25 protein-coding genes and 1 pseudogene are annotated in these 25,922 nt (G+C 67.6%); 8 read left to right on the forward strand and 18 right to left on the reverse strand.

Features of this window, described 5'->3' with window-relative positions:
• Nucleotides 1-370 precede the first annotated feature (370 nt).
• From hmgA to ACT009_RS09550, 3 genes are read left to right on the forward strand one after another with little or no spacing between them, the layout of a single operon-like run.
• Entirely contained in the window at nt 371-1,651 is a 1,281-nt protein-coding gene (gene hmgA / locus ACT009_RS09540) for a homogentisate 1,2-dioxygenase (protein ID WP_445190863.1), read from the forward strand.
• Complete coding sequence (gene maiA / locus ACT009_RS09545) at nt 1,648-2,280, forward strand: maleylacetoacetate isomerase (RefSeq protein ID WP_445190864.1); 633 nt, start codon at nt 1,648-1,650, stop codon at nt 2,278-2,280. The genes hmgA and maiA overlap by 4 nt, the downstream gene beginning before the upstream one ends.
• Nucleotides 2,277-2,633 (forward strand): Rieske (2Fe-2S) protein, encoded by a 357-nt coding sequence (locus tag ACT009_RS09550; RefSeq protein WP_445190865.1) that lies wholly within the window; start codon nt 2,277-2,279, stop codon nt 2,631-2,633. The genes maiA and ACT009_RS09550 overlap by 4 nt, the downstream gene beginning before the upstream one ends.
• On the opposite strand, the gene ACT009_RS09555 is transcribed toward ACT009_RS09550, so the two are convergent.
• The 4 genes from ACT009_RS09555 to ACT009_RS09570 form a co-directional block, all read right to left on the reverse strand.
• Nucleotides 2,634-3,629 (reverse strand): bile acid:sodium symporter family protein, encoded by a 996-nt coding sequence (locus ACT009_RS09555; protein ID WP_445190866.1) that lies wholly within the window; start codon nt 3,627-3,629, stop codon nt 2,634-2,636.
• Entirely contained in the window at nt 3,626-3,964 is a 339-nt protein-coding gene (gene uraH / locus ACT009_RS09560) for a hydroxyisourate hydrolase (protein ID WP_445190867.1), read from the reverse strand. Before uraH ends, ACT009_RS09555 begins: the two co-directional genes overlap by 4 nt.
• A gap of 232 nt (nt 3,965-4,196) precedes the next feature.
• The gene (locus ACT009_RS09565) at nt 4,197-5,807 is read right to left on the reverse strand and encodes an isocitrate lyase (protein ID WP_445190868.1); all 1,611 of its coding nucleotides are present in this window, start codon (nt 5,805-5,807) and stop codon (nt 4,197-4,199) included.
• 145 nt (nt 5,808-5,952) lie between these two features.
• Nucleotides 5,953-8,283 carry a PAS domain-containing protein gene (locus tag ACT009_RS09570; RefSeq protein WP_445190869.1) on the reverse strand — a complete coding sequence of 777 codons (2,331 nt, stop codon included), beginning with the start codon at nt 8,281-8,283 and terminating at the stop codon, nt 5,953-5,955.
• Nucleotides 8,284-8,521: 238 nt separating this feature from the next.
• On the opposite strand from ACT009_RS09570, the gene ACT009_RS09575 reads away from it, so the two are divergent.
• A complete protein-coding gene (locus ACT009_RS09575; RefSeq protein WP_445190870.1) occupies nt 8,522-8,860 on the forward strand; it encodes a DUF6481 family protein in 339 nt (112 codons plus the stop codon).
• Between the two features lie 132 nt (nt 8,861-8,992).
• Here the strand turns inward: ACT009_RS09575 and msrA are convergent, their stop codons facing one another.
• Complete coding sequence (gene msrA / locus ACT009_RS09580) at nt 8,993-9,535, reverse strand: peptide-methionine (S)-S-oxide reductase MsrA (protein WP_445190871.1); 543 nt, start codon at nt 9,533-9,535, stop codon at nt 8,993-8,995.
• A 62-nt stretch (nt 9,536-9,597) separates the two neighbouring features.
• Here msrA and galE point away from each other — a divergent pair, with 62 nt between their 5' ends.
• A complete protein-coding gene (galE, locus tag ACT009_RS09585; protein ID WP_445190872.1) occupies nt 9,598-10,602 on the forward strand; it encodes a UDP-glucose 4-epimerase GalE in 1,005 nt (334 codons plus the stop codon).
• Here galE and ACT009_RS09590 read toward each other — a convergent pair.
• Both ACT009_RS09590 and ACT009_RS09595 read right to left on the reverse strand, forming a co-directional pair.
• Complete coding sequence (locus ACT009_RS09590; RefSeq protein ID WP_445190873.1) at nt 10,599-11,237, reverse strand: phosphatase PAP2 family protein; 639 nt, start codon at nt 11,235-11,237, stop codon at nt 10,599-10,601. The two genes, galE and ACT009_RS09590, sit on opposite strands and share 4 nt — an antisense overlap.
• A 46-nt stretch (nt 11,238-11,283) precedes the next feature.
• Nucleotides 11,284-11,535 (reverse strand): hypothetical protein, encoded by a 252-nt coding sequence (locus ACT009_RS09595; protein WP_445190874.1) that lies wholly within the window; start codon nt 11,533-11,535, stop codon nt 11,284-11,286.
• A 740-nt stretch (nt 11,536-12,275) separates the two neighbouring features.
• On the opposite strand from ACT009_RS09595, the pseudogene ACT009_RS09600 reads away from it, so the two are divergent.
• Nucleotides 12,276-12,383 (forward strand): annotated as a pseudogene (locus ACT009_RS09600) (PEPxxWA-CTERM sorting domain-containing protein); the annotation flags it as partial.
• A gap of 149 nt (nt 12,384-12,532) precedes the next feature.
• On the opposite strand, the gene ACT009_RS09605 reads toward ACT009_RS09600, so the two are convergent.
• From ACT009_RS09605 to ACT009_RS09645, 9 genes are all read right to left on the reverse strand, one after another.
• A complete protein-coding gene (locus ACT009_RS09605) occupies nt 12,533-14,149 on the reverse strand; it encodes a hypothetical protein (RefSeq protein WP_445190875.1) in 1,617 nt (538 codons plus the stop codon).
• A 234-nt stretch (nt 14,150-14,383) separates the two neighbouring features.
• Nucleotides 14,384-15,913 carry a peptide chain release factor 3 gene (locus tag ACT009_RS09610; protein ID WP_445190876.1) on the reverse strand — a complete coding sequence of 510 codons (1,530 nt, stop codon included), beginning with the start codon at nt 15,911-15,913 and terminating at the stop codon, nt 14,384-14,386.
• A gap of 110 nt (nt 15,914-16,023) precedes the next feature.
• Nucleotides 16,024-16,899, reverse strand: coding sequence for an aldose 1-epimerase family protein (locus ACT009_RS09615; protein ID WP_445190877.1), 876 nt, complete (start codon nt 16,897-16,899; stop codon nt 16,024-16,026).
• Nucleotides 16,892-19,294, reverse strand: coding sequence for a phenylalanine--tRNA ligase subunit beta (pheT, locus tag ACT009_RS09620; RefSeq protein ID WP_445190878.1), 2,403 nt, complete (start codon nt 19,292-19,294; stop codon nt 16,892-16,894). Before pheT ends, ACT009_RS09615 begins: the two co-directional genes overlap by 8 nt.
• Nucleotides 19,291-20,373, reverse strand: a complete 1,083-nt coding sequence (gene pheS, locus ACT009_RS09625; RefSeq protein WP_445194053.1) for a phenylalanine--tRNA ligase subunit alpha — start codon at nt 20,371-20,373, stop codon at nt 19,291-19,293. Before pheS ends, pheT begins: the two co-directional genes overlap by 4 nt.
• A 17-nt stretch (nt 20,374-20,390) precedes the next feature.
• On the reverse strand, nt 20,391-20,729 hold the full coding sequence (locus ACT009_RS09630; RefSeq protein WP_445190879.1) for a GIY-YIG nuclease family protein: 339 nt from the start codon (nt 20,727-20,729) through the stop codon (nt 20,391-20,393).
• 292 nt (nt 20,730-21,021) lie between these two features.
• Nucleotides 21,022-21,387: a 50S ribosomal protein L20 gene (gene rplT / locus ACT009_RS09635; protein WP_445190880.1), complete on the reverse strand. Its 366-nt coding sequence runs from the start codon at nt 21,385-21,387 to the stop codon at nt 21,022-21,024.
• A gap of 17 nt (nt 21,388-21,404) precedes the next feature.
• Nucleotides 21,405-21,608: a 50S ribosomal protein L35 gene (gene rpmI, locus ACT009_RS09640; protein ID WP_055841668.1), complete on the reverse strand. Its 204-nt coding sequence runs from the start codon at nt 21,606-21,608 to the stop codon at nt 21,405-21,407.
• Nucleotides 21,609-21,737: 129 nt separating this feature from the next.
• On the reverse strand, nt 21,738-22,541 hold the full coding sequence (locus ACT009_RS09645; RefSeq protein WP_445190881.1) for an inositol monophosphatase family protein: 804 nt from the start codon (nt 22,539-22,541) through the stop codon (nt 21,738-21,740).
• A gap of 75 nt (nt 22,542-22,616) precedes the next feature.
• Between ACT009_RS09645 and ACT009_RS09650 the strand changes: the two genes are divergently transcribed.
• Together ACT009_RS09650 and ACT009_RS09655 are read left to right on the forward strand one after the other, a co-directional pair.
• A complete protein-coding gene (locus tag ACT009_RS09650) occupies nt 22,617-23,144 on the forward strand; it encodes a peroxiredoxin (protein WP_445190882.1) in 528 nt (175 codons plus the stop codon).
• A gap of 79 nt (nt 23,145-23,223) precedes the next feature.
• Complete coding sequence (locus ACT009_RS09655; RefSeq protein WP_445190883.1) at nt 23,224-24,261, forward strand: diguanylate cyclase; 1,038 nt, start codon at nt 23,224-23,226, stop codon at nt 24,259-24,261.
• Nucleotides 24,262-24,725: 464 nt separating this feature from the next.
• Here the strand turns inward: ACT009_RS09655 and ACT009_RS09660 are convergent, their stop codons facing one another.
• Both ACT009_RS09660 and ACT009_RS09665 read right to left on the reverse strand, forming a co-directional pair.
• Nucleotides 24,726-25,346, reverse strand: a complete 621-nt coding sequence (locus tag ACT009_RS09660; protein ID WP_445190884.1) for a YbhB/YbcL family Raf kinase inhibitor-like protein — start codon at nt 25,344-25,346, stop codon at nt 24,726-24,728.
• On the reverse strand, nt 25,346-25,846 hold the full coding sequence (locus ACT009_RS09665; RefSeq protein ID WP_445190885.1) for a hypothetical protein: 501 nt from the start codon (nt 25,844-25,846) through the stop codon (nt 25,346-25,348). The genes ACT009_RS09660 and ACT009_RS09665 overlap by 1 nt, the downstream gene beginning before the upstream one ends.
• Nucleotides 25,847-25,922: the final 76 nt, after the last annotated feature.

The following is a 25,922-nucleotide window of genomic DNA, read 5'->3' on the forward strand; positions in this document are numbered from 1 at the left end:
GGTTTGCGCGGAGGCGCGGAGGCGCGTGGTGCTCGCAAGGTCACGGGCTGCAACGCCCTTGCTGTTTTCCCCCGAAAGCGGGAATCCAGAGTCCAGCAAACTACGGTCGTTAGTTCTGCTTGGTCCTGGGCTCCCGCCTTCGCGGGAGCACGAGAAGAGGGACGAAGGCTTGCCCTCCTTCTTACCACCCCGGCAGAGGCCGGGGCCCAGGGGGGAAGGCGGATGTGGTGAAGTGCGATCGGGTTACGATCGTTTCTCAACTGCGCCCCGGCCTCCGCCGGGGTGGTTGTAGGGGGAAAAACGATTGCCCGGCGCACGACTTCTTCGCGCCTTTGCGTGAACGATCGAGCGCCCGACGGGAGAGGATGACATGAGCGACTATATGCCTGGCTTCGGCAACCACGTCTCGACCGAGGCGGTTCCCGGCGCGCTGCCGATCGGGCGCAATTCGCCACAGCGGCCGGCGTTCGGGCTCTATGCCGAGCAGCTCTCCGGCACCGCCTTCACCGCGCCCCGCCACGAGAACCGGCGCAGCTGGCTCTATCGGATGCGGCCGACCGCGGAGCACCCGCCCTATCGCCGCTACGAGGGCGCGCCGCGGCTTGCGCCTGGCACCACCGACGCGCCGCTCGCGCCCAACCGGCTGCGCTGGGATCCCGCGCCGATGCCAGAGGCACCGACCGACCTGATCGACGGCATGACGACGATGCTTGCCAACCGCGATCCCGCGGACCTCGAGGGCGTCGCGCTCCACGTCTACGCCGCCAACCGCGACATGACCGGGCGGGTGTTCACCGATGCGGACGGCGAACTGCTGTTCATCCCGCAGCAGGGCCGGCTGACGCTGTATACCGAGCTTGGACGGGTCGAGGTCTCACCGGGGCAGATCGCGCTGGTGCCACGCGGCGTACGGTTCCGCGCCGACCTGCCCGACGGCAGCGCCAGCGGCTATGTCGCGGAAAATCACGGCAGCCTGTTCCGGCTGCCCGATCTCGGCCCGATCGGTGCCAACGGCCTTGCCAACCCGCGCGATTTCGAGACGCCTGTCGCCTGGTTCGAGGATCGCGACGACGCGACCGAGGTGGTGCAGAAGTTCATGGGCACGCTGTGGACCACGACGCTCGATCACTCGCCGCTCGACGTGGTCGCGTGGCACGGCAATCTCGCGCCGTGGCGCTACGATCTCGCCCGGTTCAACACCATCAACACCGTCAGCTTCGACCATCCCGATCCGTCGATCTTCACGCTGCTGACCTCGCCCAGCGACGTGCCCGGCCGCGCCAATGCCGATTTCGTGATCTTCCCGCCGCGCTGGATGGTGGCGGAGGGCACGTTCCGCCCGCCCTGGTTTCACCGCAACGTGATGTCGGAGGCGATGGGGCTGATCACCGGCGCCTATGACGCGAAGGCCGAGGGGTTTGCGCCCGGCGGCGTGTCGCTCCACAATTTGATGGCCGGGCACGGTCCCGATCTGGCGAGCTGGCAGGGCGCGTCCGCCGCGGAGCTCAAGCCGCACAAGATCGAGGGCACGATGGCCTTCATGTTGGAGAGCTGCTGGCCGTACAAGCCGACCGCCCATGCGCTCGATCACGCGCAGCTCGATTACGACGCGGTGTGGAGCGACTTTCCGAAGGCTCGGCTACCGCGATGATCCTCCACGGCTACTGGCGGTCGAGCGCCGCCTATCGCGTGCGGATCGCGCTCGCGCTGAAAGGGGTGACGTACGGACAGGCGACGCACGACCTGCGTACCGGTGAACAGGGCGCCGCCGCATATCGCGCGCTCAATCCGCGAGGGCTCGTGCCCGCGCTTGAGACAGGCGACGGTGTGATCGTGCAGAGTCCCGCGATCCTCGAATGGATCGAGGAGCGCTTCCCCACACCGGCGCTGCTTCCCGCAGGCGCCGACGATCGCGCCGCCGTGCGGGCGATGATCGCGATCGTCGCGTGCGACATCCACCCGCTCAACAATCTGCGGGTGCAGACGATGCTCCGCCGCGATCTCGGCGCGGATGATGCGGCGGTATCGGCCTGGATCGCGCGGTGGATCGGCGACGGCTTCGCGGCGCTGGAGACGCTGATCGCGCGGCACGGGAGCGGCTTCGCGTTCGGAGACGCGCCGGGGCTCGCCGATTGCGTGCTGGTGCCGCAGGTCTATTCGGCGGAGCGCTTCGCGGTCGATCTCGCGCCCTATCCCGCGTTGATGGCGGCGGCCGATCGCGCCCGGGGGCTCGACGCCTTCCAGCAGGCGCATCCCGATCGCCAGCCCGACGCGCCATGACCGAGAAGCTGCTCGCGACCCCCCCTGGTGTCACCCTCGCACGGCTGGACGAGGTGGCGGACGGCGCCGCACGCAACTTCGTGCTGCAGATGAAGGCGGGGCGGTTCCACGGCTTCGTGGTTCGCCGCGGCGCATCGGTGACCGGCTATGTCGACCGTTGCCCGCATATGGGCGTACCGCTCGCGCAGACGCTCGACGACTATCTGGCGCCGGACGGGGCGCTGATCGCGTGCAGCTGGCACGGTGCGCTGTTCGAGATCGACGATGGCCGCTGCGTCGGCGGCCCCTGCGTCGGCGCGCGGCTGACCGCGTGGCCGGTCGCGGTGGTCGACGGCGCGATCGTCACCGCCTGATCAGATCGCGATGTCCGCCTCGCCGGTATCGACCACGGCGTTGGCGTAGCGGCGGGCGATGAAGGCGCAGGCGATGAGCTGGATCTGGTGGAACAGCATGACGGGCAACAGCACGATCCCGACCTGCGCGGCGGGAAACAGCACGCCCGCCATCGGCACGCCCGAGGCGAGGCTCTTCTTCGAGCCGCAGAACAGCAGCACGATCGCATCGCCGCGCTCCAGCTTCATCAGCCGCCCGAGCAGCGTCGCGAACAGCATGACGATGCCGAGCAGCACGGTACATAACAGCGCGATGAGCGCGAGATCGGCGGCCGAGACGCGGTGCCACAGTCCCTCCACCACCGCGGCGCCGAAGGCGGTGTAGACGACGAGCAGGATCGAGCCGCGATCGACGAACGTCAGCGCCGACTTGTGCCGCGTCACCAGCGGCCCGATCCACGGCCGCAGCAGATGGCCGACGACGAACGGTACCAGCAGCTGGAGCACGATCGCCTCGACCGCCGCGATCGAGATGCCTCTGCCCGCCCCGCCGACGCCGCCGATCGTCAGCGCCACCAGCGCTGGGGTCAGCGCGATGCCGATCAGGTTCGAAAAGGACGCGCTGCACACCGCCGCAGCGACGTTGCCGCGCGCGATCGCGGTGAAGGCGATGCTCGACTGCACCGTCGAGGGCAGCAGCGTCAGGAACAGCAGGCCCTGCAACACCAGCGGCGACAACAGGCGAACATTGCCGATCGCCAGCCCCAGCAGCGGGAAAATCACGAAGGTGGTGGCGAGCACCGCGAGATGCAGCCGCCAGTTGCGCGCGCCGTCGACGATCGCCTCGCGCGACAGCTTCGCGCCGTGGAGGAAGAACAGCAGCACGATACCGATGTCCGCCGTCACGCTCGCCACCGTCGCCCACCCGCCGCGCGCGGGCAGCAGCGTCGCCAGCAGCACCGTGCCGAGCAGCAGCAGGATGAACGGCTCGACCAGCGCGAGGACGCGGCGGATCATGCGCCCAGATGGACCGAATACATGTAGGGCGAGACGAGCAGCGGGACGTGATGGTGCGTCTCCTCGTCAGCGACACCGAATTCGACCGGCACCACGTCGAGGAAAGGCGGATCGGCGAGCGTCACGTCCTTGCCGGCGAAATAGGCCGCGACCCCGAACTCCAGCCGGTAGCGCCCGGGTCGCAGCGGCGCATCGAGCAGCAGCGCCTCGCACCGGCCATCGCGATCGGTGACGCAGGCCGACAGCAGGTCGCCGTCGATGAACAGCCGCACCGCCATCCCTGCGGCGGGGCAGCCGTGCATGGTGTCGAAGACGTGGGTGGTGAGGCCGGTCATGCGATCGCGGCCGGATCATGGGTCAGGGGAGCGTCCTCGCAGGGTTCGCGCCGTCAATTGCCCACCAAACGACGCGATACAAGCGGAACGCGCGACTAGCCGTTGCCAATCGGTGCTCGTGAGCAGGCAGCATCCGAACTTGTGCTCCCGCGAAGGCGGGAGCACAGTACTGTGTCCCCGCCTTCGCGGGGACACGGGGTGCGGGCGAGACCCGCAGCGACTACACTTACCCTTACGCCGCGAACTGGTTCATCGTGTTGTGTGCGCCGCCGGCCTTCAGCGCGGCTTCCCCGGCGAAATACTCCTTGTGGTCGTCGCCGAGGTCGCTGCCCGACATGTTCTGGTGCTTCACGCAGGCGATGCCCTCGCGAATCTCCTTGCGCTGCACGCCCTTCACGTAACCCAGCATCCCCGCCTCGCCGAAATACTCCTTGGCGAGATTGTCGGTGCTGAGCGCCGCGGTGTGATAGGTCGGCAGCGTGATCAGATGGTGGAAGATGCCCGCCCGCGCTGCCGCATCCTTCTGGAAGGTGCGGATGCGTTCGTCGGCCTCGGCGCCGAGATCGGTGTCGTCATACTGGACCGACATCAGCCGCGTCCGGTCGTAGCCGGACACGTCGCGCCCCGCCTCCACCCAGGCATCGTAGACCTGCTGGCGGAAGTTCAGCGTCCAGTTGAACGACGGCGAGTTGTTGTAGACCAGCTTGGCGTTGGGCACGACTTCGCGGATGCGGTCGACCATCGACGCGATCTGTTCGATGTGCGGCTTCTCGGTCTCGATCCACAGCAGGTCGGCGCCGTGTTGCAGCGACGCGATGCAATCCATCACGCAGCGGTCGGCGCCGGTGCCTTCGCGGAACTGGAACAGGTTCGACGGCAACCGCTTCGGGCGCATCAGCTTGCCGTCACGGTTGAGGATGACGTCGCCGTTGCGCCCAATCACTGCATTCGGGCTGGCGGGGTCGATCTCCTCGCAGTCGAGATAGCCGTTATACTGGTCGCCGAGGTCGCCCGGCTCCTTGCTGACCGCGATCTGCTTGGTGAGGCCGGCACCCAGCGAGTCGGTGCGCGTGACGATGATGCCGTCGTCGACCCCGAGTTCGAGGAAGGCGTAGCGGCAGGCTCGCACCTTCGCGAGAAAGTCCTCGTGCGGCACGGTGACCTTGCCGTCCTGGTGGCCGCACTGCTTCTCGTCGCTGACCTGGTTCTCGATCTGCAGCGCGCAGGCACCCGCCTCGATCATCTTCTTGGCGAGCAGATAGGTCGCCTCGGCATTGCCGAAGCCCGCATCGATGTCGGCGATGATCGGCACGACATGGGTCTGGTAGTTCTCGACCGCGTTCAGCAGCCGCTTCTCCTCCAGCTCGTTGCCGGCGTCGCGCGCCGCATCGATGTCGCGGAACATCATCCCCAGTTCGCGCGCGTCGGCCTGGCGCAGGAAGGTGTAGAGTTCCTCGATCAGCGCCGGGACACTCGTCTTCTCGTGCATCGACTGATCGGGCAGCGGCCCGAATTCGCTGCGCAGCGCTGCGACCATCCAGCCGGACAGGTAGAGATAGCGACGCTCGGTCGAGCCGAAATGCTTCTTGATGCTGATCATCTTCTGCTGACCGATGAAGCCATGCCAGCAACCCAGGGATTGCGTGTAGGCCGCGGGATCGGCGTCGTACGCAGCCATGTCGCGGCGCATGATCGCGGCGGTGTAGCGCGCGATCTCGATCCCGGTCTGGAACCGGTTCTGGAGCTTCATCCGCGCCACCGCCTCGGCATCGATCCCGTCCCAACTGCCCTTGTAGCTGCGGATCAGCTGGTCGGTTTGGGCGATGCTGTCTTGATAGGTCATGGCGGAAGGTCCCCTTGCGAGTCGTCGTTGCAAAGGTACGTACATGATGATGCAGCTTGGATTAGCCGTTAACCGTGAGTTTTCGCGTACGGCTGGTCACTGCCGGCGTTCACATCTAGTCATGCTGTAAAGATCACACAAATCCTCACGCCGGTGCGAGCGCCGCCACGCTGGCGGCAAGATCCGCCTGCCGGAACGGCTTGGCGAGGCGCGGAACGTCCGGAGCCATCTCGGCGACCTCGGCATAGCCCGAGACGATCAGGATCGGCAGGTCCGGCCGGATATCGCGCAGGATGCGAGCGAGTTCCGCTCCGGAGATCCCCGCCATCAGATGATCGGTGACGAGCAGGTCGATGCGCCTGCCGCCCTGGATGATCGTCAGCGCGTCTTCGGCTGACGGCGCCTCGATGACGTCGTAGCCGAGCTGGACGAGCATGTCCGCGGTGCTGGTGCGGACCAGTTCCTCGTCGTCGACCAGCAGCGCGATCCCCCGGGTGCGGATCAGCGGCAGCGTTTCCACCGGGCGGGCACTGCGCGGCGCGGGCTGCGCGCTGGCCGGCAGCCACAGGTCGACACGGGTGCCCTCGTCGGGCGCAGAGTCGATCGCCATTGCTCCCCCGAGCTGCGCGACCAGCCCGTGGACCATCGACAATCCGAGCCCGGTGCCCTTGCCGATCCCCTTGGTCGAATAGAACGGCTCGACCGCGCGGGTCCGCACCTCCGCGCTCATGCCCGCACCGGTATCCGCCACCCGCAGACGCAGATAGACGCCCGGCGCCAACCCCGCGAAGTGCCGTGCCGTGACCGTCTCGAGATGCGCGGAGATCGTCAGCACGCCGCCGTCCGGCATCGCATCGCCCGCGTTCACCCCGAGATTGAGGATCGCCATCTCGAGCTGATGGGCGTCGGCCTGCGCCGCCGGGGTATCCGCCGGCACCTCGACATTGACCGCGATCTTGGGGCCGAGCGTGCTCGCCATCAGCCCCGCCATGCTGCCGACCAGCGCCGACAGATCCACTGCGGTCGAACGCAGCGGCTGGCGCCGCGCGAAGGCGAGCAGCCGCTGGACCAGCGTCTTCGCGCGATCCGCAGCCTGCATCGCTCCGTCGATCAGCCGGTGCTCGCGGTCGCCACCGACGCCGCGCCGCTGCAGCATGTCGAGCGCGCCGATGATCGGGGTGAGCAGGTTGTTGAAATCATGCGCGACGCCGCCGGTGAGCTGGCCCATCGCCTCGAGCTTCTGCGACTGCCGCAGCGCTTCTTCGGCAATGCGACGGCGAGTCGTCTCGATCGCTTCTGCGACGATGGTAACGACATTGCCCGCCTGATCGGTGATCGGGCGCATCGCGAAGTCGTACCAGCGCCAGCCGCCGACCGGCAGGTCGACATGGATCGACCGGCGAAAGATGTCGCCGCCGGCGGCGGACTTCACCCCGGCCTGTACCGCGTCGCTCATCCCCGGAGTCGCGGCGAACCACGGCGTGTTCCAGAAGCGCCGCCCGACCACCTCGTCGAGCGACGCGTCGATCGTCGCCAGCGAGGTCGCGTTGGCGTCGAGCAAGACACCGTCGGCGTCCATCAGGGCCTGGAACCCGAAGCTCGTCTCGAAGATCGAGCGCAATCGGTCCTGGCTGGCGCGAAGCTGCGCGGTGCGCGTCGCGATCTCGCCTTCCAGCGTGTCGCGGGCGCGGGCGAGTTCGTCCTCCAGGCCGCGACGCTCGGTGACGTCGAATGCGACCGCGAGGATAGAATCGAGCTGCCCGTCGGGCCCGCGGATCGCCGACACCCCGTTGCGGATCCACACCTCGCTGCCGTCGGGACGGCGGAAGCGACGTTCGCTTTCGAACGATGGACCGCCCTCGACCAGCGCCGCGATGTCGGCGACGTCGCGGCCGACGTCCGTCACGCTCGTCAGGTCCTGGATGCGCAGCCGCAACAGTTCCTCCCGCGGCCGCCCGAGCATCTCGCAATAGCGATCGTTGACGAAGGTGAAGTTGCCGACCGCGTCGAGATTGGCGATCCCGGCTGCGGCTTGGGCGACGACCGCCTCCATCCGCTGCGAAGCGCGCAGCACGTTGCGGGTCTCGGCCAACGCGGCCTCGGCCCGGAGCCGGGCGCTGATGTCCTGCGCGTGATGGAAGGCGCCGATGATCGCCCCGTCCGCCTCGCGCAGCGGCGCGTAGTGAATCTCCCAATAAGGCCGTGCCATGTCTGGATCGCCGAATTCCTCGACCACGCTGAAGATCTCGCCCGCCAGCGCGCGCGCCATGAAGCCGCGGATGATCGGGGCCTGGTCGGGCAGGAACAGATCGGGGAAGACGTCGCCGATCTTCACGCGATAGGCGTAGATGCGGAAGAACTCGTCGCTATGGGCCTGGTTGAAGGCGATCAGCCGAAAGTCGTGGTCGAATGCGCAGATCGGACCGCGTCCGGATTGGACGATGATCTCCGACAGATTGGCAGGTCCGCTCGTCAACCGCTAGCCTCCCCTACGCTATTGAAACACCTACCGTAAATCGGTGAGCCCCAGCGTTTCGGCATCCGGCTTAGGACAGTAATCCTGCGAATGAAAGCCGCTTCCGCACCGCCCCTTGCCGTGGTGCGATCATGAAAAGCACGGGCGGGGGATATCGTGACGCCGAGAAATGTTTAAGGGGCTGGCACGATCGCCCGCGGAGCAGCGGGCCGCGACGAACGACACAAGGACGACGAGAATGGCGGGGTTCAAGCTTCCCGATTACAACGACCGGATGGGCGCGTCCGCGCTCGCCAAGCAGAAGGCGCTGGAACAGCTGAAGGCGAAACCGCCGGTCGACGAAGCAGTCGTCGCAGCGAAGGCCGCCGCGCGCGAGGCGCGCGAGGCTGCCGAGGCGGAGAAGCGGATCGCCAAGCGCGCGGCCGAAGAGGAAGCGAAGCGGTTGAAGCGCGAGAAGGCTGAAGCAGCCGCCGCGGTGCCGGCTCCCGTGGCAGCGCCGGAGTTGAGCGATGCGGATCGCAAGGCGATCCGCGACGCGAAATACGCCGCGCGGAAGAGCCGCACGCGGTCGCGCTGATCTAGGTAGCGCCTAACGAAGGGGCCCCCTCCTCCGCTTCGCGAGGGAGGAATTTAAAGATCCTCCTCCGCCAAGCGGAGGTGGCGCGGCGACGCCGTGGCGGAGCGGGAGGTAACTCCGGGAGCTTCGCCCCTACGCCGAGACCACCGCCTTCGATCGCGCCGCGAACGACTTGCGCAGCTTCTGCAGCTTGGGCGGGATCACCGCCATGCAATAGGGATTGCTGCGGCCCGAGGTTTCCCAATAATCCTGGTGGTATATTTCCGCAGGATACCAAACGCTCTTCGGCTCCACCGTCGTGACGATCGGCTTGTCCTGATCGGCTTGCGCGCGCTGGATGCCGGCCAGCGCTTCGCGCTCCTGCGCCTCGTTCTCCGGGAAGATCGCCGAGCGATATTGCGTGCCGACATCGCCACCCTGGCGGTTGAGCTGGGTGGGATCGTGCGTCGCGAAGAAGATGTCCAGCAGGTCGCCATAGTGCAGCTGTTCGGGATCGTAGCCGACCCGGATCGCCTCGGCATGGCCGGTGTCGCCGCCGCAGACCTGCTTGTACGTCGGATCCGGCACATCGCCGCCAATATAACCGCTCTCGACGCTCTCGACGCCGATCACGTCCTTGAACACGGCTTCGGTGCACCAGAAGCAACCGCCCGCTAATGTGGCATAGTCGGTCATCACGATCTCCTTTCCGCCAAGATAGGAAGCCGCTACGGCGCGCGCAAAGTGGGAGGCCGGAAATGACGCGATTGCAGGGCAAGGTGATGGTGACTGGCGGGGCCGGCTATATCGGCAGCCACGCGGTGCTGGCGCTGCTCGACGCCGGTTACGACGTCGTCGTGCTCGACAATCTGGTCACCGGCTTCGACTGGGCGGTCGATCCGCGCGCGGCGCTGGTGGTGGCGGACGTTGCCGACGATGCCAGGGTCCGCGCTGCGCTCCGCGAACACGGTGTTCGCGCGATCATGCATTTTGCCGGATCGGTGGTGGTGCCCGAATCGGTGAGCGATCCGCTCAAATATTATCGCAACAACACCGCCGCCTCGCGCGCACTGATCGAGAGCGCGGTGGCCGAGGGCGTGCCGCACTTCATCTTCTCCTCGACTGCGGCGACGTATGGCACGCCCGCCAAGGTGCCCGTCGCGGAGGGCGATCCGACCGTCCCGATCAACCCCTATGGCATGTCGAAGCTGATGACCGAGGCGATGCTGCGCGACGTCGCGGCGGCGCATCCGCTCAACTATGCGGCGCTGCGCTATTTCAACGTCGCCGGCGCCGACCCGCAGGCGCGCAGCGGCCAGTCGACGGTCGGCGCGACGCACCTGATCAAGATCGCGGTCGAAGCGGCGACCGGCAAGCGCGATGCGGTGGGCATCTACGGCACCGATTTCGACACCCCCGACGGCACCGGCGTGCGCGACTATATCCACGTCAGCGACCTCGCCGCCGCGCATGTCGCCGCGCTGGCGCTCCTGATCGGCGAGCCGACCCGCTCGCATACCCTCAACGCCGGCTATGGCCGCGGCTTCTCGGTGCTCGAGGTGCTCGACGCGGTCGACCGGGTGACCAACCACGTCATCGAGCGCCGGCTGGAGGGCCGCCGCGCGGGCGACCCCGCCGAACTCGTGGCCGACAATGCCGCGATCCTGCGCACGCTCGACTGGCGCCCCGAGCGCGACGATCTCGACGGCATCGTCCGCGACGCCCTGGCCTGGGAGCGCAAGCTCGCGGAGATGGGGCGCTAGCGCTCGCCGCCGATCGCGACGCGGGTGCGGGCGGTGGCGATCCACCAGCCGAGCGCCCACAGCGTGCCGAAGCTCCAGCCGACGAGCACGTCGCTCGGCCAATGCACGCCAAGATAGACGCGGCTGCTGCCGATCATCCCGACGAGCAGGATCGCGCAGCAGAGCAGGTAGCGGCGGATCGCGCGATCGGGAGTGACTTGCCCCGCAATCGCGGCAATCGTCAGATAGACCACCGCGCTGCTGGCGGCATGGCCGCTTGGAAAGCTGTACCCCGATACCGGGACGAGGTGCGGCACCAGATCGGGGCGCGCGCGGAGGACATGGTTCTTGATCAGGTCGACCGCGATCCCGCCGGTCGTGCTGGCGAGCAGGACCGAGGCGGCGGTCAGCCAGAGACGTTGCACCGCGAGCAGCCCGGCCACCGCGATCACCACGATCGTCAGCACGGTGCCGCCGCCGAGCGCGGTGACGTCGCCCGCCGCATGCGCCAGCCAGCGCGGTCCGCCCCAGTGCCGCAACCCCGTCACGATCGGGCCGTCGAACGGGAACGGCCAGCGACCGATCGCGACGCCGGCGAGCAGGACGAGGACGACGCCTGCCGAGATCACTCCCGCACCCGCGAGCACGCGCGGCATGCGCCGCGTGCCGATCGTCGGGCGGGTCGCGTCGGCAGCGCCGATGTCAGATCTCGATCGGGAAGGTCGGTGCGCGGCGCAGGGCACGGATCTCGGACCAGGCGATCGGCTTCTTCGCGCCGACGCAGTCGATCGAGAGCAGCTGCCCTTCATCCTCGTCGACATCGGCGGCGAGCTTCACCATCTCTTCGAGCGGGCCGTGCGCGATCTCGAGCCGATCGCTGGCATGGCCACCGTCGACGGCCGCGTCGCGGCTGCGCCACAATCGGGCGGGCATCTTCCACATCGTGTTGAACAAGAATCGAACTCCAGCCCCCCGGCGTCGGTCAGCCAATGCCGGGGCGACCCTGCGGCGTCTACCGATGCCCGCCGCGATTGCGACAGCCGCCCCGTCCGATACGGTGAGTTGCAATGCCGTCGATCGACGCGCGGCCCCCTGTATCATCGTGGGACGTATTGCGCAGGGTTAATGGTTCGCAGGCGGAATAAGTTTGCGAATCGCCGGGTGATCCGACATCCTTAACGAAGGGTGCAACCAGACGGTTTGCAAGATCGACGATCAGGCACGGAGGGTTCGTCATGAAGACCATATTGGCTGCGGCGCTGCTCGCCGCGACGATCTCGCCGGCTTACGCAGCGACCGTGGTAATTTCCGGCAACACCACCGGTGGCCCGACGTTCAACCGGCCGGTGACGCCGACCATCAAGTCCTTGGTCGGAACTGCAGTCGCGTTCCAGATCACGGAATTCGTCGTCGATGTGAGCGGGACCTACACGCTGACGCTGGTTACGCAGACGCGCGCCTACGATCCATTCCTGGCGCTCTACAATGGCGCGTTCGATCCGGCCAAACCGCTCGTCGACCTGATCGCGCTGGACGACGACATCGTCCTAGGCAACTTCACCACGTCGCAGGTCATCGTCGATCTGGAACTCGGCCAAGGGTATCAGGCGGTCGTCACCGGCTTCAACAACATCGATTTCGGTGCCTATACGCTAACCTTTGATGGTCCGGGAACCACGTTCGCCGACAATGGGACTGCGGTGCCCGAACCCGCCACCTGGGGCCTGATGCTCGTCGGGTTCGGCATGCTCGGCGCGTCGATGCGCTACCGCCGTCGCCGCTCGGTCGTCACCTACACCTGATCAGATTTCGCGGGGGCGAAAAGACGACTGGCGGCGCCACGGGGCGCCGCCAGTCAAAGTCGCCATGCTGAAGCGATGCCAGTGTACGCCCCTGGACGCCGGCAGGTTCCCGATCTTTCGGTAAACTGCGCCGGCGCTTCCATCAGGCGTTACTTGGCAGCCTCCAGCGCCGCGCGCAGCTTCGGGGTCTGGGCGAGCGGCTGACCCGCATATTCGCGCATGCCCCATGAGCCTGACTGCCCAAGCGGCCCGGTCGCCGAATAGAGCGTCATCACATCGCCCATCTGCGCCTTCCAGTCGGCGATGTAGCGCTTGTACATGTCGTACATCAGCGTGCTGCGCTGCAACGCGGCATCGAGCGGCGCCTTCGCGGTCGGTGCGATGACGTGCTGCCCCGCCTCGTAAGTGATGTAGCGCTTGCCGTATTTGTCCGCGACCGCCTTGTTCTCGCGGGCCTTGGCCAGTGCGTTGACGCGCGTCGCCTCGAGTGCGGTGAACAGCTTCGACAGATCGGTGACGTTGGCGTTGGCGCCAGTGTAGAAGCTGTGCCCGAAGTACGGCGCGGTCGCCAGCGCATCGACCCAGTTCGCGGTATCGCGGAACGACATGATCGTGCGCGCGGTGAAGCTGTTGTCGTTCTGCGCGCTGACCACGCGCACCAGCCGCGACGGATTGTCCGCGAACGCCTGGGTCAGCAGCTTGTGCATCCAGATCGACTTCTCGGCATAGCGCATCAGCCCGTTGCTGTACTTGTCGGTCGACAGCTTCTCGGCAATGCCTTCGTTGAGCGCCTGGGTCGCAACCGGGAAGGCGAAGTTCCATACTTCGTTCGAAAGCTCGAAATACGCCCGGCGGCCCGGCGCCATCCGATCGTGGACCAGCTTGGCGATGTTACGGACGTAGGTCTCGTCGGCATTGTAGGCGATCGTGAACCAGGGGTCCGATCCCGTCGCATTGGCCAGATCGATCTGGCTTTCGATCGCGGTCCCGTCGACGCCGCTCTTGTCGAGCGTCGAGCGATTGGTCCAGGTAACGCTTGCCGGGTTGCCGTTGGTGTTCGACCAGTCGAGATATCGCAGCACGCCGAACGGCTTCATGTCGTCGACATACCGCTGGTCGAACTGGCCCGTCACCGCGAGGCCGGGTTCGCGGCAGTCGAGACCGCGGAACGGCGCCGACGCCGTGGCGCCGGTGACATAGACCAGGATGTTGGGTCGCGTCTTGCCCTTGGAGCCGAGCCAGGTGAACGACACGCGGTTGTTGGCACCGCTCGCCCGTGCATCGCCGTCGATCCGCACCGACCCGCTGCCGAGCCAGGTGCAGGTGACCGCGACGTCCTTGCCCGACCAGACCGGCTGGGGAACGTTGAGCGCCAGCACGCCGCCGGTGATCGGGTAACCAGAGGCGTTGAGCTTGTTGGCCGCCATGATGCCCCAGCCCGCATTGGGATCCTTCCAGCCGCCCGATGCCTGGGCGAGGTTCGCGAACACCCGCTCCGTATTGTAATAGATGCTCGGCGCCACGTTGACGCCCAGGCGGTTCGACCGGCCGGCCGTCGTGGTCGGCGTTGCGGTGGGGGTCGGGGTCGGGGTGGCGACGGGTGTCGGCGTCGGCGTGGCACCCGGAACGATGATCACCGGAAGCTCCTCGCCATACGGCTCTTTAAGTTCCGCATAGGCGGCCGTGGCGACGACGCAGACGACAGCGGTCGACAGGAGGCGGCGCTTGGTGATGATCTTCTTCGGCTGGTACGGAATGAGGTGCATGGAGGGCCCGTTCTGGCGTTTGGGCAGCCGCGCGCGAACAGCGCGACGCCGTGTGTAGCGATGATGGAGGTCAGGCGGGGAGAGATCGTTGCCTCCCGCCTGCATCTTCCACAAAGCGCGGCCACATGCTTGATACAAGGCGATTTTTGCGGTGCAGCGACCGCCGGTGCATGGCGTGAGACGAACCCCCCAAATAGGGGGAACCGTTCGTACCTATTGCGCCTGATCAGTGCGTCAGCGCTCCCGCGTGGCGGCGAACCGAACCTTCGAATACCGGTCGGCGATGTACCCGACCTCCCACGCACTCTTCGCCAGGAATACCGGGTTGCCGTCGCGGTCCTTTGCCATCGCGGAGCGGTTGATGTCGGTGAACGCCTTCAGGTCTGCCACGTCGTCGGCCGAAACCCAGCGCGCGGTGTCGAACGGCGCGGGTTCAAGCCCGGCGGCGACCTTGTACTCGGCGTCGAGGCGGCTGAGCAGCACCTCGAGCTGGAGCTGCCCGACCACGCCGATGATCCAGTTCGATCCGATCTCGGGATAGAAGACCTGGGTGACGCCCTCCTCGGCCATATCGTCGAGCGCTTTCCGCAACTGCTTGGTCTTCGTTGGGTCCTTCAGCACCACCCGGCGCAGGATCTCGGGTGCGAAGTTCGGCAGCCCGGTGAAGCGGATCGCGGCGCGTTCCGACAGCGTGTCGCCGACCCGCAGTGTGCCGTGGTTGGGGATGCCGATGATGTCGCCCGGGAACGCCTCGTCCGCTAGCTCGCGATTCTGCGCGAAGAACAGGATCGGCGAATGCACCGCGATCGGCTTGCCATGTCCGGTCGGTGTCAGCTTCATGCCGCGCTTGAACACGCCCGAACACAGCCGCATGAACGCAATCCGGTCACGGTGGTTGGGGTCCATGTTCGCCTGGACCTTGAAGATGAAGCCGGTGACCTCCTTTTCGTCGGGCAGGATCGGCTCCGGCTCGGCGGGCTGCGGCCGCGGGCTGGGCGCGAACTCGGCGAGCGCCGCGATCAGCTCGGCGACCCCGAAATCCTTCAGGGCCGACCCGAAATAGACCGGCGTCAGATCGCCGTTGCGATACGCTTCGGCGTCGAACGAGGGATAGCCCATCTGCGCAAGCTCGATCTCCTCGGCGAAGCGCTCGGGCAGCGTCACGTCGGTGTCGATCTTGCCCAGGAATGCGCGGCTGTCGCCCTCGGGTCGGCTGACCTTGCCGGTCGCCAGCTCCTGCACGCCCTCGAACTCGCCGCCCATGCCGATCGGCCAGCTCATCGGGCAGACGTCGAGTGCCAACATGTCGGCAATCTCGTCGAGCAGCTCGAACACCGGCCGGCCTTCGCGGTCGACCTTGTTGACGAAGGTGATGATCGGCACGCTGCGCAGCCGGCAGACTTCGAACAGCTTGCGCGTCTGCGGCTCGATGCCCTTCGCCGCGTCGATGACCATCACCGCGGAGTCGACCGCGGTCAGCGTGCGGTAGGTGTCCTCGCTGAAATCCTCGTGCCCCGGGGTGTCGAGCAGGTTGAAGGTGATCCCCTCGCGTTCGAAGGTCATCACCGACGAGGTGACCGATATGCCGCGCTGCTGCTCGATCTTCATCCAGTCGGATCGCGCGCGGCGGTTCTGCCCGCGTGCCTTCACCTCGCCCGCGAGATGGATCGCGCCGCCAAAATAGAGCAGCTTTTCGGTCAGGGTCGTCTTGCCGGCGTCGGGATGCGAGATGATCGCGAAGGTGCGGCGGGGGGATTGGGTCATGATCGGCTCTTCGTCATGCCGGCCTCGATCCGGCATCCACCGCGCCGCAGGTCGCGGCCGGTGCGTCGATGGGTGGATGCCGGCGCGGGGCGCGGCATGACGCACGCTCGCTACGGCACCAGCGTCACGCTCATCCCGATCCGCTTCTCGCCGCCGACGGGAACGACGAAAACCCCCGGCTTGTCGCGATACTCGCCGGTATAGCCCTCGGGGTCGGCGATGCCGTGCCAGGGTTCGACGCAGACATAGGCGGAACCGGGCTTGGTCCAGATGCCGAGCATCGGCGTGTCGGGAAAGCGGATCTCGAGCCGCGGACCCGCGGTCGCGCCGTAGATGACCTTGTCCGACCGCACCCGATCCCACACCAGCGCGTCGGTCGCGAAGACCGCGTCGGACAGATGCAGAACGCGGCCGTCCAGCGGCGTGTCCCGCGTCGCCTCGGCGATCGTGCCGTCGGCGGCGATTCTCTTCAGCGCGTCTGGCTCGTCGGCGGAAAATACGATGTGGTGAGCGCCACGATCCTGGCCATAGGGCAGCGGCCAGGCGAAGGCGGGGTGGAAGCCGAAGCTCGCCGGCATCTCGGCTGGCCCACGGTTGATCACCGCTACCTCGATCGACAGCGTCGGCCCGTCGATGCGGAACGTGACCGACAGCTCGAACGCGAACGGGTAGATCGCGCGGGTCTCGTCGCTGTCGGTGAGGACGAGTCGCGCCTGTTCGGCCCCGACCTCCGCGACCGCGAAGCGCGAATGACGCGCGAAGCCGTGCTTCTTCATCGGATATTCGGTGCCGTCGACGCGGATCGTCTCGCGGTACGGCATTCCGACCACCGGAAAGAGCAGCGGCGCGCGCCCGGTCCAGAACGCCGGATCGGCGTTGGTCATCAGCTCCCGCCCTTCGACGTCGCGCAGGCTCGACAGCTCCGCACCCATCGGGTCGATCGCGGCGCTCAGCAAGTCGGAGGCGATGCGGATCGGTTCAGCCACGCAGCGATGCTCCTAATTTTCCAGCAGCCGCGACGACCTTGTCGGCGATCGCCTTCAGTTCGGCCTCGGTAAAGCTTTTCTCGCCGGGCTGCAGCACGATCTCGACCGCCACCGACTTCTCCCCGTCGCGTTCGAACACGTCGAAGATCCGCGCCGCGACGATCGCCGCCTTGTCGGCGCCACGGATCGCGCGGACCAGCGCGTCCGCCGCAAGATCGGCGGGCACCAGGAAGGCGAAGTCGCGCCGGACCGGCTGCAACGCCGGCGGCGCATAGGCCGGGCGCATGAAGCCGGCCGCGCGCTTCAGCGGCACCGCATCGAGGTACAGCTCGACCGCCGCCACCGCGCCGTCGAGATCGAACGCCTTCAGCAGCCGCGGGTGAAGCATGCCGAACGCCGCGAGCACCGTCTTCGGCCCGAGCCGCAGCGTCGCCGACTGGCCGGGATGCCAGGCATGCCCCGCTTCCTTCATGACCTGCAGATTCTCGATCGGTGCGCCCGCCGCGGCGAGCAGCGCGATCGCCTCCGCCTTGGCATCGAAGGCGTCGAAGCTCGCCGCCTTGCCGTCGCGCCAGCCACGCGGACGGCGCTCGCCCGCCAGGATGACGCCGATCGTCGGGTGCTCGCCGGTCGCCAGATAGCGGCGGCCGAGCTCGAACAGCCGCACGCCGGTAGCGCCGCGACGCAGGTTGCGCGTGGTCGCGGACAGCAGCCCCGGCAGCAGCGACGGGCGCATCACCTTCAGATCCTCGCTGATCGGATTGGCGAGCGACCAGGTGCCGCCGCCGAACGGCGCGGCTTCGGCCTCCGACAGGAAGCTCCACGTCACCGCCTCGTCGAGCCCGCGCGCCGCGGCGGCGCGACGGACGCGGCGTTCGCGCTTCTGTTCGGGGGTCGCGGTCGGCCGCGCCACGCCGGGGACGCGCGGCAGCGGGGTCGACGGCACCTTGTCGATCCCCTCGATCCGGACGATCTCCTCGACCAGATCGGCCGGTCCGTCGACGTCGCGGCGCCAGCTCGGCACGCTGACCGGCCAGGCCGAGCCGATCGTCGCGAACAGCGCATCTGAGAAAGCATCGGGCCGCTGGATCGCGCCGACCGAGAAGCCGAGCGACAGCAGGATTCGTGCCTGCCGCTCGGGTGCGACATGCAGTCCCGCAAGCTCGCTGCACAGCCGCGGATCGTAGCTGACGGTGCGCGGTTCCACCGGCGCCGCGCCGGCCCGGGTGACCCCGCTCGCGGTGCCGCCGCACAGCTCGACCACCAGCCGCGTCGCGATCGCCAGCCCGTCGTCGAGGAACGCCGGATCGACTCCGCGTTCGAATCGCGTGCGTGCGTCGGACGTGAGGAGCAGCTTCTGCCCGGTCCGCGCGATCGCGTCGGGATCGAAATAGGCGCATTCGATCAGCACGTCGGTCGTCGTCGCCGACACGCCCGAATGCTCGCCGCCCATGATCCCGCCGATGTCGTGGACCTGCACATCGTCCGCGATCACGGTCATACCCGCGTCGAGCGCGTAGGTCTTGCCGTTGAGCGCGACCACTTCCTCCCCCGCTCGCGCCGTCCGCGCGACCAGCCCGCCGGAAAGCGTCGCGCGGTCGTAGACGTGGAGCGGCCGACCGAGATCGATCATCACGTAATTGGTGATGTCGACCAACGTCGAGATCGGCTTCTGCCCGATCGCGATCAACCGGCGGCGCATCCAGTCGGGCGACTCGCCGTTCGCCACCCCGGTCACCGACTGCGCATGGAAGGCGGGGCAGCCCACCGCGTCCTCGGTGCGGACGTCGGGCCCTTCGCCCTCGCCGACGACACCCTCGACCGCGAGCGGCTTCAAATTGCCGAGCCCCGCCGCGGCGAGATCGCGCGCGATGCCGCGCACGCCCATGCAATCCTGCCGGTTGGGCGTGATCGCGACATCGATCACCGGATCGGCGAGCCCGGCATAATCGGGGTAGGACATGCCGACCGGCGCATCCGCGGGCAGCTCGATGATGCCGTCGTGATCGTCGCCGAGTTCCAGCTCGCGCGTCGAACACATCATGCCGTTCGATTCGACGCCGCGGATGCTCGCGACCTTCAGCGTCACGTCGAGCCCGGGCACATAGGCGCCCGGCGCGCCGAACACCCCGACCATCCCGGCACGCGCATTCGGCGCGCCGCAGACCACCTGCAGCGGCCCGTCGCCCGCATCAACCGACAGCACCTGCAGCTTATCGGCCTGCGGATGACGTTCGGCCGACAGCACGCGCGCGACGCGAAACGCCGCCAGCTTCGCCGCGGGATCCTCGACTCCCTCGACCTCCAGCCCGATGCGGGTCAGCGCCTCGACCACGTCGTCGAGCGTCGCGGCGCCGTCCAGATGCTCGCGAAGCCAGCCCAGGGTGAACTTCATGCGCCGACTCCCCCCGACAGCGTGGGCACGTCGAGGCTCGAGAAACCGTAATGTTTCAGCCAGCGGACATCGCCGTCGAAGAACGCGCGCAGATCGTCCATGCCGTATTTCAGCATCGCCAGCCGATCGATCCCGCAGCCGAATGCGAAGCCTTGCCACACATCGGGATCATAGCCGCCCGCCTCCAGCACGGTGCGGTGGACCATACCGCTGCCGAGCACCTCCATCCAGCCATCGGCGCCGCCGATCACGCGCTTGCCCTTCACTACCGAATAACCGACGTCGATCTCGGCGCTGGGCTCGGTAAACGGGAAATAGCTCGGTCGCAGCCGCAGGACGATGTCGTCGCGCTCGAAATACGCCTTCAGGAACGTCTCGAGCGTCCACTTCAGATGGCCGAGCGTGATCCCCTTGTCGATCACCAGCCCCTCGACCTGATGGAACATCGGGGTGTGGGTCGCATCGCTGTCGGATCGATAGGTGCGGCCGGGCGCGATGATCCGGATCGGCGTGTTGCCGCCCGCCGCCTGCATCGCCCGGATCTGCACCGGCGAGGTGTGGGTGCGGAGCACGGTCCGCTTGGTCACCGCGCCGGTGCCGGGATCGACCTCGTCCGGAAAATAGAAGGTGTCGTGCATCGCCCGCGCCGGGTGGGTCTCCGGTATGTTGAGCGCGGTGAAATTGTACCAGTCGTCCTCGATCTCGGGCCCGGTCGCGACCGCGAAGCCGAGATCGGCGAAGATCTCCGCGAGTTCGTCCATCACCTGGCTGACCGGGTGGATCGTGCCGGCGAGCGGCGCGTCCGCCGGCAGCGTCAGGTCGATCGTCTCCGACGCAAGCCGCATGTCGAGCGCGACCGTCTCCAGCACCGCCTTGCGCGACGCGATCGCGGTGGCCACCGCCTCGCGCAACCCGTTGATCCGCGGCCCCTGTTCCTGGCGCTCCTCTGCGGTCATCCCGCCGAGCGTCTTCAGCAACTGCGTCACCCGCCCTTGCTTGCCGAGCGCCTCGATCCGCACCGCATCGAGCGCCTCGAGCCCCGCCGCCGCGTCGATCGCGGTGAGCATATGGTCGCGCATCTGATCGAGGTCTTCGGTCACGTAGTGCTCACTTTCGATGATGCCGGCGCGAGGCGAGGCAGTCCCAATGCGATGCCGAGATCGGCCCAGTCTTCGTTGTGCGCTTCGATCAGATCGATCTTCCACGCCCGCCGCCATTCCTTCAGTCGCTTCTCGCGAAGAATGGCGGCCTCCATCGTGTCGTGCACCTCGTACCAGACAAGGCGCTTGACGCCGTACTGCCTCGTGAAGCCGGGGATCAACCCCTCGCGGTGCTGCACCGTTCGCGCGAGCAGGTTGGAGGTGACCCCGATGTAGAGCGTGCCATGGCGACGGCTGGCGAGAAGATAGACGCAAGGCTGGAAGTCGTCGCGCACGTGCCTGATCCTTCCGTCATCCCGGCGAACGCCGGGACCCATGGTAGCGGTGCCGCCGATGGTAGCACGTGACCGTCGACACCTCGCACCACCTGGCACGTCATTCGGGCGAACGCCGGGACCCAAGGGAGCGGTTTGGCTGATGGTGGCACGTCCTCGTTGCCTCCCTGGTCTATGGGTCCCGGCGTTCGCCGGGATGACGAATGAGGAGAGGCGAACGCATACCGCACCAAAGAAAAAGGGCGCCGGTGTTGCCACCGACGCCCCTTGTCTCATCCTCGCGACAGGCGCTTCAGGCGGCCTGGGGCAAGGCTGCCTTGGCCTGCGCGACGATCGCGCTGAACGCCGCTTCCTCGTGCATCGCGATGTCGGCCAGGACCTTCCGGTCGAGTTCGATGCCCGCCAGCTTGCAGCCGTGCATGAACTGCGAATAGGTCAGGCCCTCGGCGCGGACGCCGGCGTTGATGCGCTGGATCCACAGGCCGCGGAAGGTGCGCTTCTTAACCTTGCGGTCGCGATACGCGTACTGGCCGGCCTTCTCGACGGCCTGCCGCGCGATGCGGATGGTGTTCTTGCGGCGGCCGTAATAGCCTTTCGCCTGCTCAAGGATATTCTTGTGCTTGGCGCGGGTGGTTACACCCCGTTTGACGCGTGCCATTGTCTAATTCCTTCCGCTCAACCGAGGCCGTAAGGCGCCCAGGCCTTCACTGCTGCGGTGTCGGCCTTGGCCAACACCTTGGTGCCGCGATTCTGGCGGATGTACTTGCCGTTGTGATGCAGCAGACGGTGGCGCTTGCCGGCGACGCCGTGCTTCAACAGGCCGGTGGCGGTGAGCTTGAAGCGTTTCTTGACGCCGCTCTTCGTCTTGAGCTTGGGCATTTTCGTCCTTTCGATAACGATCTTCGCTAAAAACCGCCGCGGCAGCCCACACTGGCCGGGCAATCTGTTCCACGCGAAGTTCGAGGAAGCGGGGCCGTTAGCCGAACCCCGCGCGAAACGCAATCGCCGTCACGCGTGCGGGACGGCGTGCAGCGCCTCCAGTACGTCGTCGGTGCGGGCGGGATCGCCGATCGCGAGGACATGGCCCTCGCTGGCGGCGGTCAGCGGATCGCCGTTCCAGTCGCACATCCGCCCGCCCGCGCCCTCCACCACCGGGACCAAGGCCGCGAAGTCGTAAAGCTGCAGCCCCGATTCGCAGACGATGTCGAGATGCCCGCTCGCGAGCAGTCCGTAATTGTAGCAGTCGCCGCCATAGACCGGCCCCTGCCGCGCGTTCCCGCCCGAGACCGCCGCGACCAGCGCCATATAATACGGCACGTCGCCCTCACCGAACAGATGCGGGCTGGTGGTCGCGGTGATGGCGCCCTCCAGTATCGCGCAGGCACGGGTGGCGGCGGGGACGCCGTTGAACAGCGTCGGGCGCCCGGCGACGCCGATCCAGCGCTCGCGCTGCACCGGCTGGTCGATTACTCCGAGCACCGGCCAGCCATCCTCGACCAGCGCGATCAGCGTGCCGAAAATTGCCCGCCCGACGGTGAAGCTGCGGGTGCCGTCGATCGGGTCGAGCACCCACTGCCGCCCGGTCACGCCCGGCTTGGTGCCGAATTCCTCGCCGACGATCCCGTCGCCCGATCGCTCGGCATCGATCAGCCGGCGCATCGCGGTCTCCGCGGCACGATCCGCGAGCGTCACCGGGGAGCGGTCCTCCTTCAGCTCGACGCCGTGGTCGCGGCGGAAATAAGGACGGATGGCAGCGCCGGCAGCGTCGGCGAGACGGTGGGCGAGATCGATATCGGCTTGGCTGACGGGCATCGTCGCAGCGGTATCGCCAATGGACGCAGGCGGCAACGGCGCCTAGCGTATCGCAATCATCCAGGAGTTTCCGCCATGCGCTATCTCGTCGCCGCCGCCCTGCTTCTCGCCTCGCCTGCCACCGCTGCGCTCGCGCCCGGCGCCAAGGCGCCCGACTTCGCGACGCGCGGCGCGATCGCGGGCAAGGTCTTCAACCTGAAACTCTCGGACGCGCTGAAGAAGGGCCCGGTCGTGCTCTACTTCTTCCCCGCGGCGTTCACCGGCGGCTGCAATGCCGAGGCGCGCGCCTTTGCCGAAGCGATCCCCGATTTCAGCAAGGCTGGCGCGACCGTGATCGGCATGTCCGCTGATACCGTCGACACGCTCGCGAAGTTCTCGGCGGAGAAGTGCGCCGGCAAGTTCGCGGTGGCGAGCGCGGGGCCGAAGGTGATCGCGGAATACGACGTCGCGCTGCCGCAGAAGATGCAGGGCCGCGCGATCACCAACCGCACCAGCTACGTGATCGGCCGCGACGGCCGCGTGCTGTTCGTCCATAGCGACATGAACGCGAGCGAGCATGTCGCCAAGACGCTGGCGGCGGTGCGCGGCGCCGCGCGCGGCTAACCGATCCGCCCGAACCCGATCCATCGTCAACGCTACCCTAACCATTCCCGTGTATCGCTGTGGCGGCATGGGATGATGAATGAGCGCATCGGGGCACGCACGTCAGGTCGATGAGGAAGCAGCGGACGATCTCTACGATCGGATCGGCCGCTTCCTCATCGACCACGGGCTGAGCCCCGATCCGGCGCATTACAGCTTCGCCTACCAGATCCTCACCGACCCCGGCGGCTCGATCGCGCAAGCCGTCGATCGGCTGAGCGACGGACGCGTCCGGGTGACCCCGCGCGACATCGAGAAGCTCGGCACGAGCGTCGCCACCGGCGAGCCGACTCGCGCGATGCGCGGCAACGACGATGCCGCCGCCGGCGCCGATAAGCTGGTTGCGCAGACCCAGGCGCAGGTCGAGGGCTTCGCGCTGATGGTGCGTGCGATGCACGACGAGACCCGCGGCTTCGGCCGCGATCTCGAACAGAGCGCGGCCGCGATCGTCCACCGGCCGGGGATCGAGGGAATCGACGAGATCGCGCGAGTGACCGGCGCGATGATCGCGCGCATCCACGACGCCGAGAAACGCCTCGCCCGCGCCACCGACGAGACCGACGACCTGCGCGAGAAGCTGGCGGAGGCCCATCTCGCCGCACGCCGCGATCCGCTGACCGGGCTGCCCAACCGTCGCGCGTTCGAGGAGGCGTTCGCCGCGCGGGACCTGTCGCACGGCGTCTGGTGCCTCGCGGTGTGCGATATCGACCGGTTCAAGCGCGTGAACGACGAACACGGCCACGCGGTCGGCGATCGGGTGCTCAGCGTCGTCGGGCAGACCATTGCGGATGCCTGCGGCGAACATCTGGTGGTGCGTCACGGCGGCGAGGAGTTCGCGGTCCTGATCGGCCCGACCTCGCTGGCCCAGGCTGCGGCGCTGATCGACGTCGCGCGCGCCACGGTGGCCGCCAAGCGCTTCCGCAATCGCGAGACCGATCGCTCGCTCGGCGCGGTGACGATGTCGGTGGGGATCACCACGGTCCGTGCCGGCGAGACCGGCGAGCAGGCGTTCGTCCGCGCCGACCAGCTATTGTACAAGGCGAAGACCGCCGGCCGGAACCGGGTGCTGGCAGAATAGCGGCGCCTTCCGCGACCGGCGCCGAGCTTTGGCGAAATTCACCGCGGGATGTGGCGTATCGCACCAACTCGGGATGAACCGGAGATCCCGATCCAGCCGGATCAACGACTTACAATGTTTGGCACGGTGGTTGCAGAGTCCTTTGCATCGGCAGCGGACGGTCCGCTCCGACTTAGACAAGGAGTTCCACCATGACCTACCGCTTCCAGAACGCCCAGCGCGTCGCTCTCTCGCTCGCCAGCGCCCTGTTCTTCGCCGCCGTCGCCATCAGCGCCGCGGTCCCCGTCGTTCCGGTCGCGTGATCGTGACGGCCTGGACCAGGACGCAGCCGATGCTTCGCAGCTTCATCATCGCCGCGGCGGCCTTCGTAGCGACCGCGCTGATGATCGTCGGCCAGGGCGGCACGACGATCGGCTGAACCGCGCAGGCCACCCCCTGCGCGGCCGCCCAATTTCTCAAATCGATCAAGCCGGCGCCACCATCCCGACCGGACCGACCGGCGCCTCCTCACCGCGGCTATAGGTGCCGATCAGCAGGCCCGCCGCGAGGACATTACCGCTCATCGCCTCGATCATCGCGGTCCGGCCCGGCGTCGGACCGGGATCGCGGACCGCAGCCGACAGCGCGAACAGCTGGAACGCATAGCGATGCTCGCCATGCCCGGTCGGTGGATCGGGCGGCAGCCAGCCTTCGCGACGGAAGGAATTGCGACCGACATCGCCCGCAGCGTCACCGGCGCCGTCCGGCGCGATCGCGCCCTCGGTCAGGCGACCCGCATCGGCCGCGAGGCCCCAAATCGCCGCATGAACCAGCGGCTGCGGCGCCGGCGCGTCCGCATCCTCGACCAGCAACGCCAGACATACAGTCCCCGCCGGCGGATCGCCCCAAACCAGTGGCGGCGAGCTGCCCTCGCCATCCGCGGTGAAGCGCTCGGGGAGCCTCGCGCCATCGGCGAAGGCCGGGCTCGACAGCGATAGCGCGGGATAGGTGCCGCCGAGTTCGGTGCGGGCGATCGCGAGCTTGTCGGCACCGGCGCGCAGTCCCGAGAGCGCCTTGCCCAGCCAGGAGGGGAGATGTTCGAGCATCAGGCGCTCGGACAATCGCCGGGGCGGACCACCGGCTTGTCGCCCGAATACCAGCGGCTGTTGCCGCCGTCGGATGCGAGATGATGGCAGGCAACGCCGCCAGTGCCGTTGGCGCGAACCATGAAGGTCCAGTTGTTGTCGCTGCAATTATGCGGTTCGCAGCCATGCGCGCCGATCCGCCCGCCGCGTGCGAAGATCGGCGTCGCGGTGACGTCGCGGCTGGTGATGGTGCGGCGGAAGCGCGCGTCGGGCACCGCCTCGATCAAGGCGGAGGCGACTTCGGTCCGGTCGAAGAAGCCGACGCCGTCGACCGCCTCTCCGGGGTATCTGCCGACATAGGCGGTGAGCGGGTTGGACTGCGCCTGTCCGGGCAGCGGGGTCGGCGCCTGCACCGGCGGCGGCACGAAGCCGGCAGCAGCGTTCGTCGGCGGCGGCGGATCGCCACCACCCCCACAGCCGGCCAGCAAGACCAATGCCGTCAATCCGATGCTCGCCCGCATGCCGTGTTCCCCGTCGTTACGGGATCAGAACGCATCGCTGGGGCGACGGTTGCGGTCGGCAAGGCCGACGCCCAGA

The organism is Sphingomonas sp. Tas61C01, assembly GCF_052567495.1.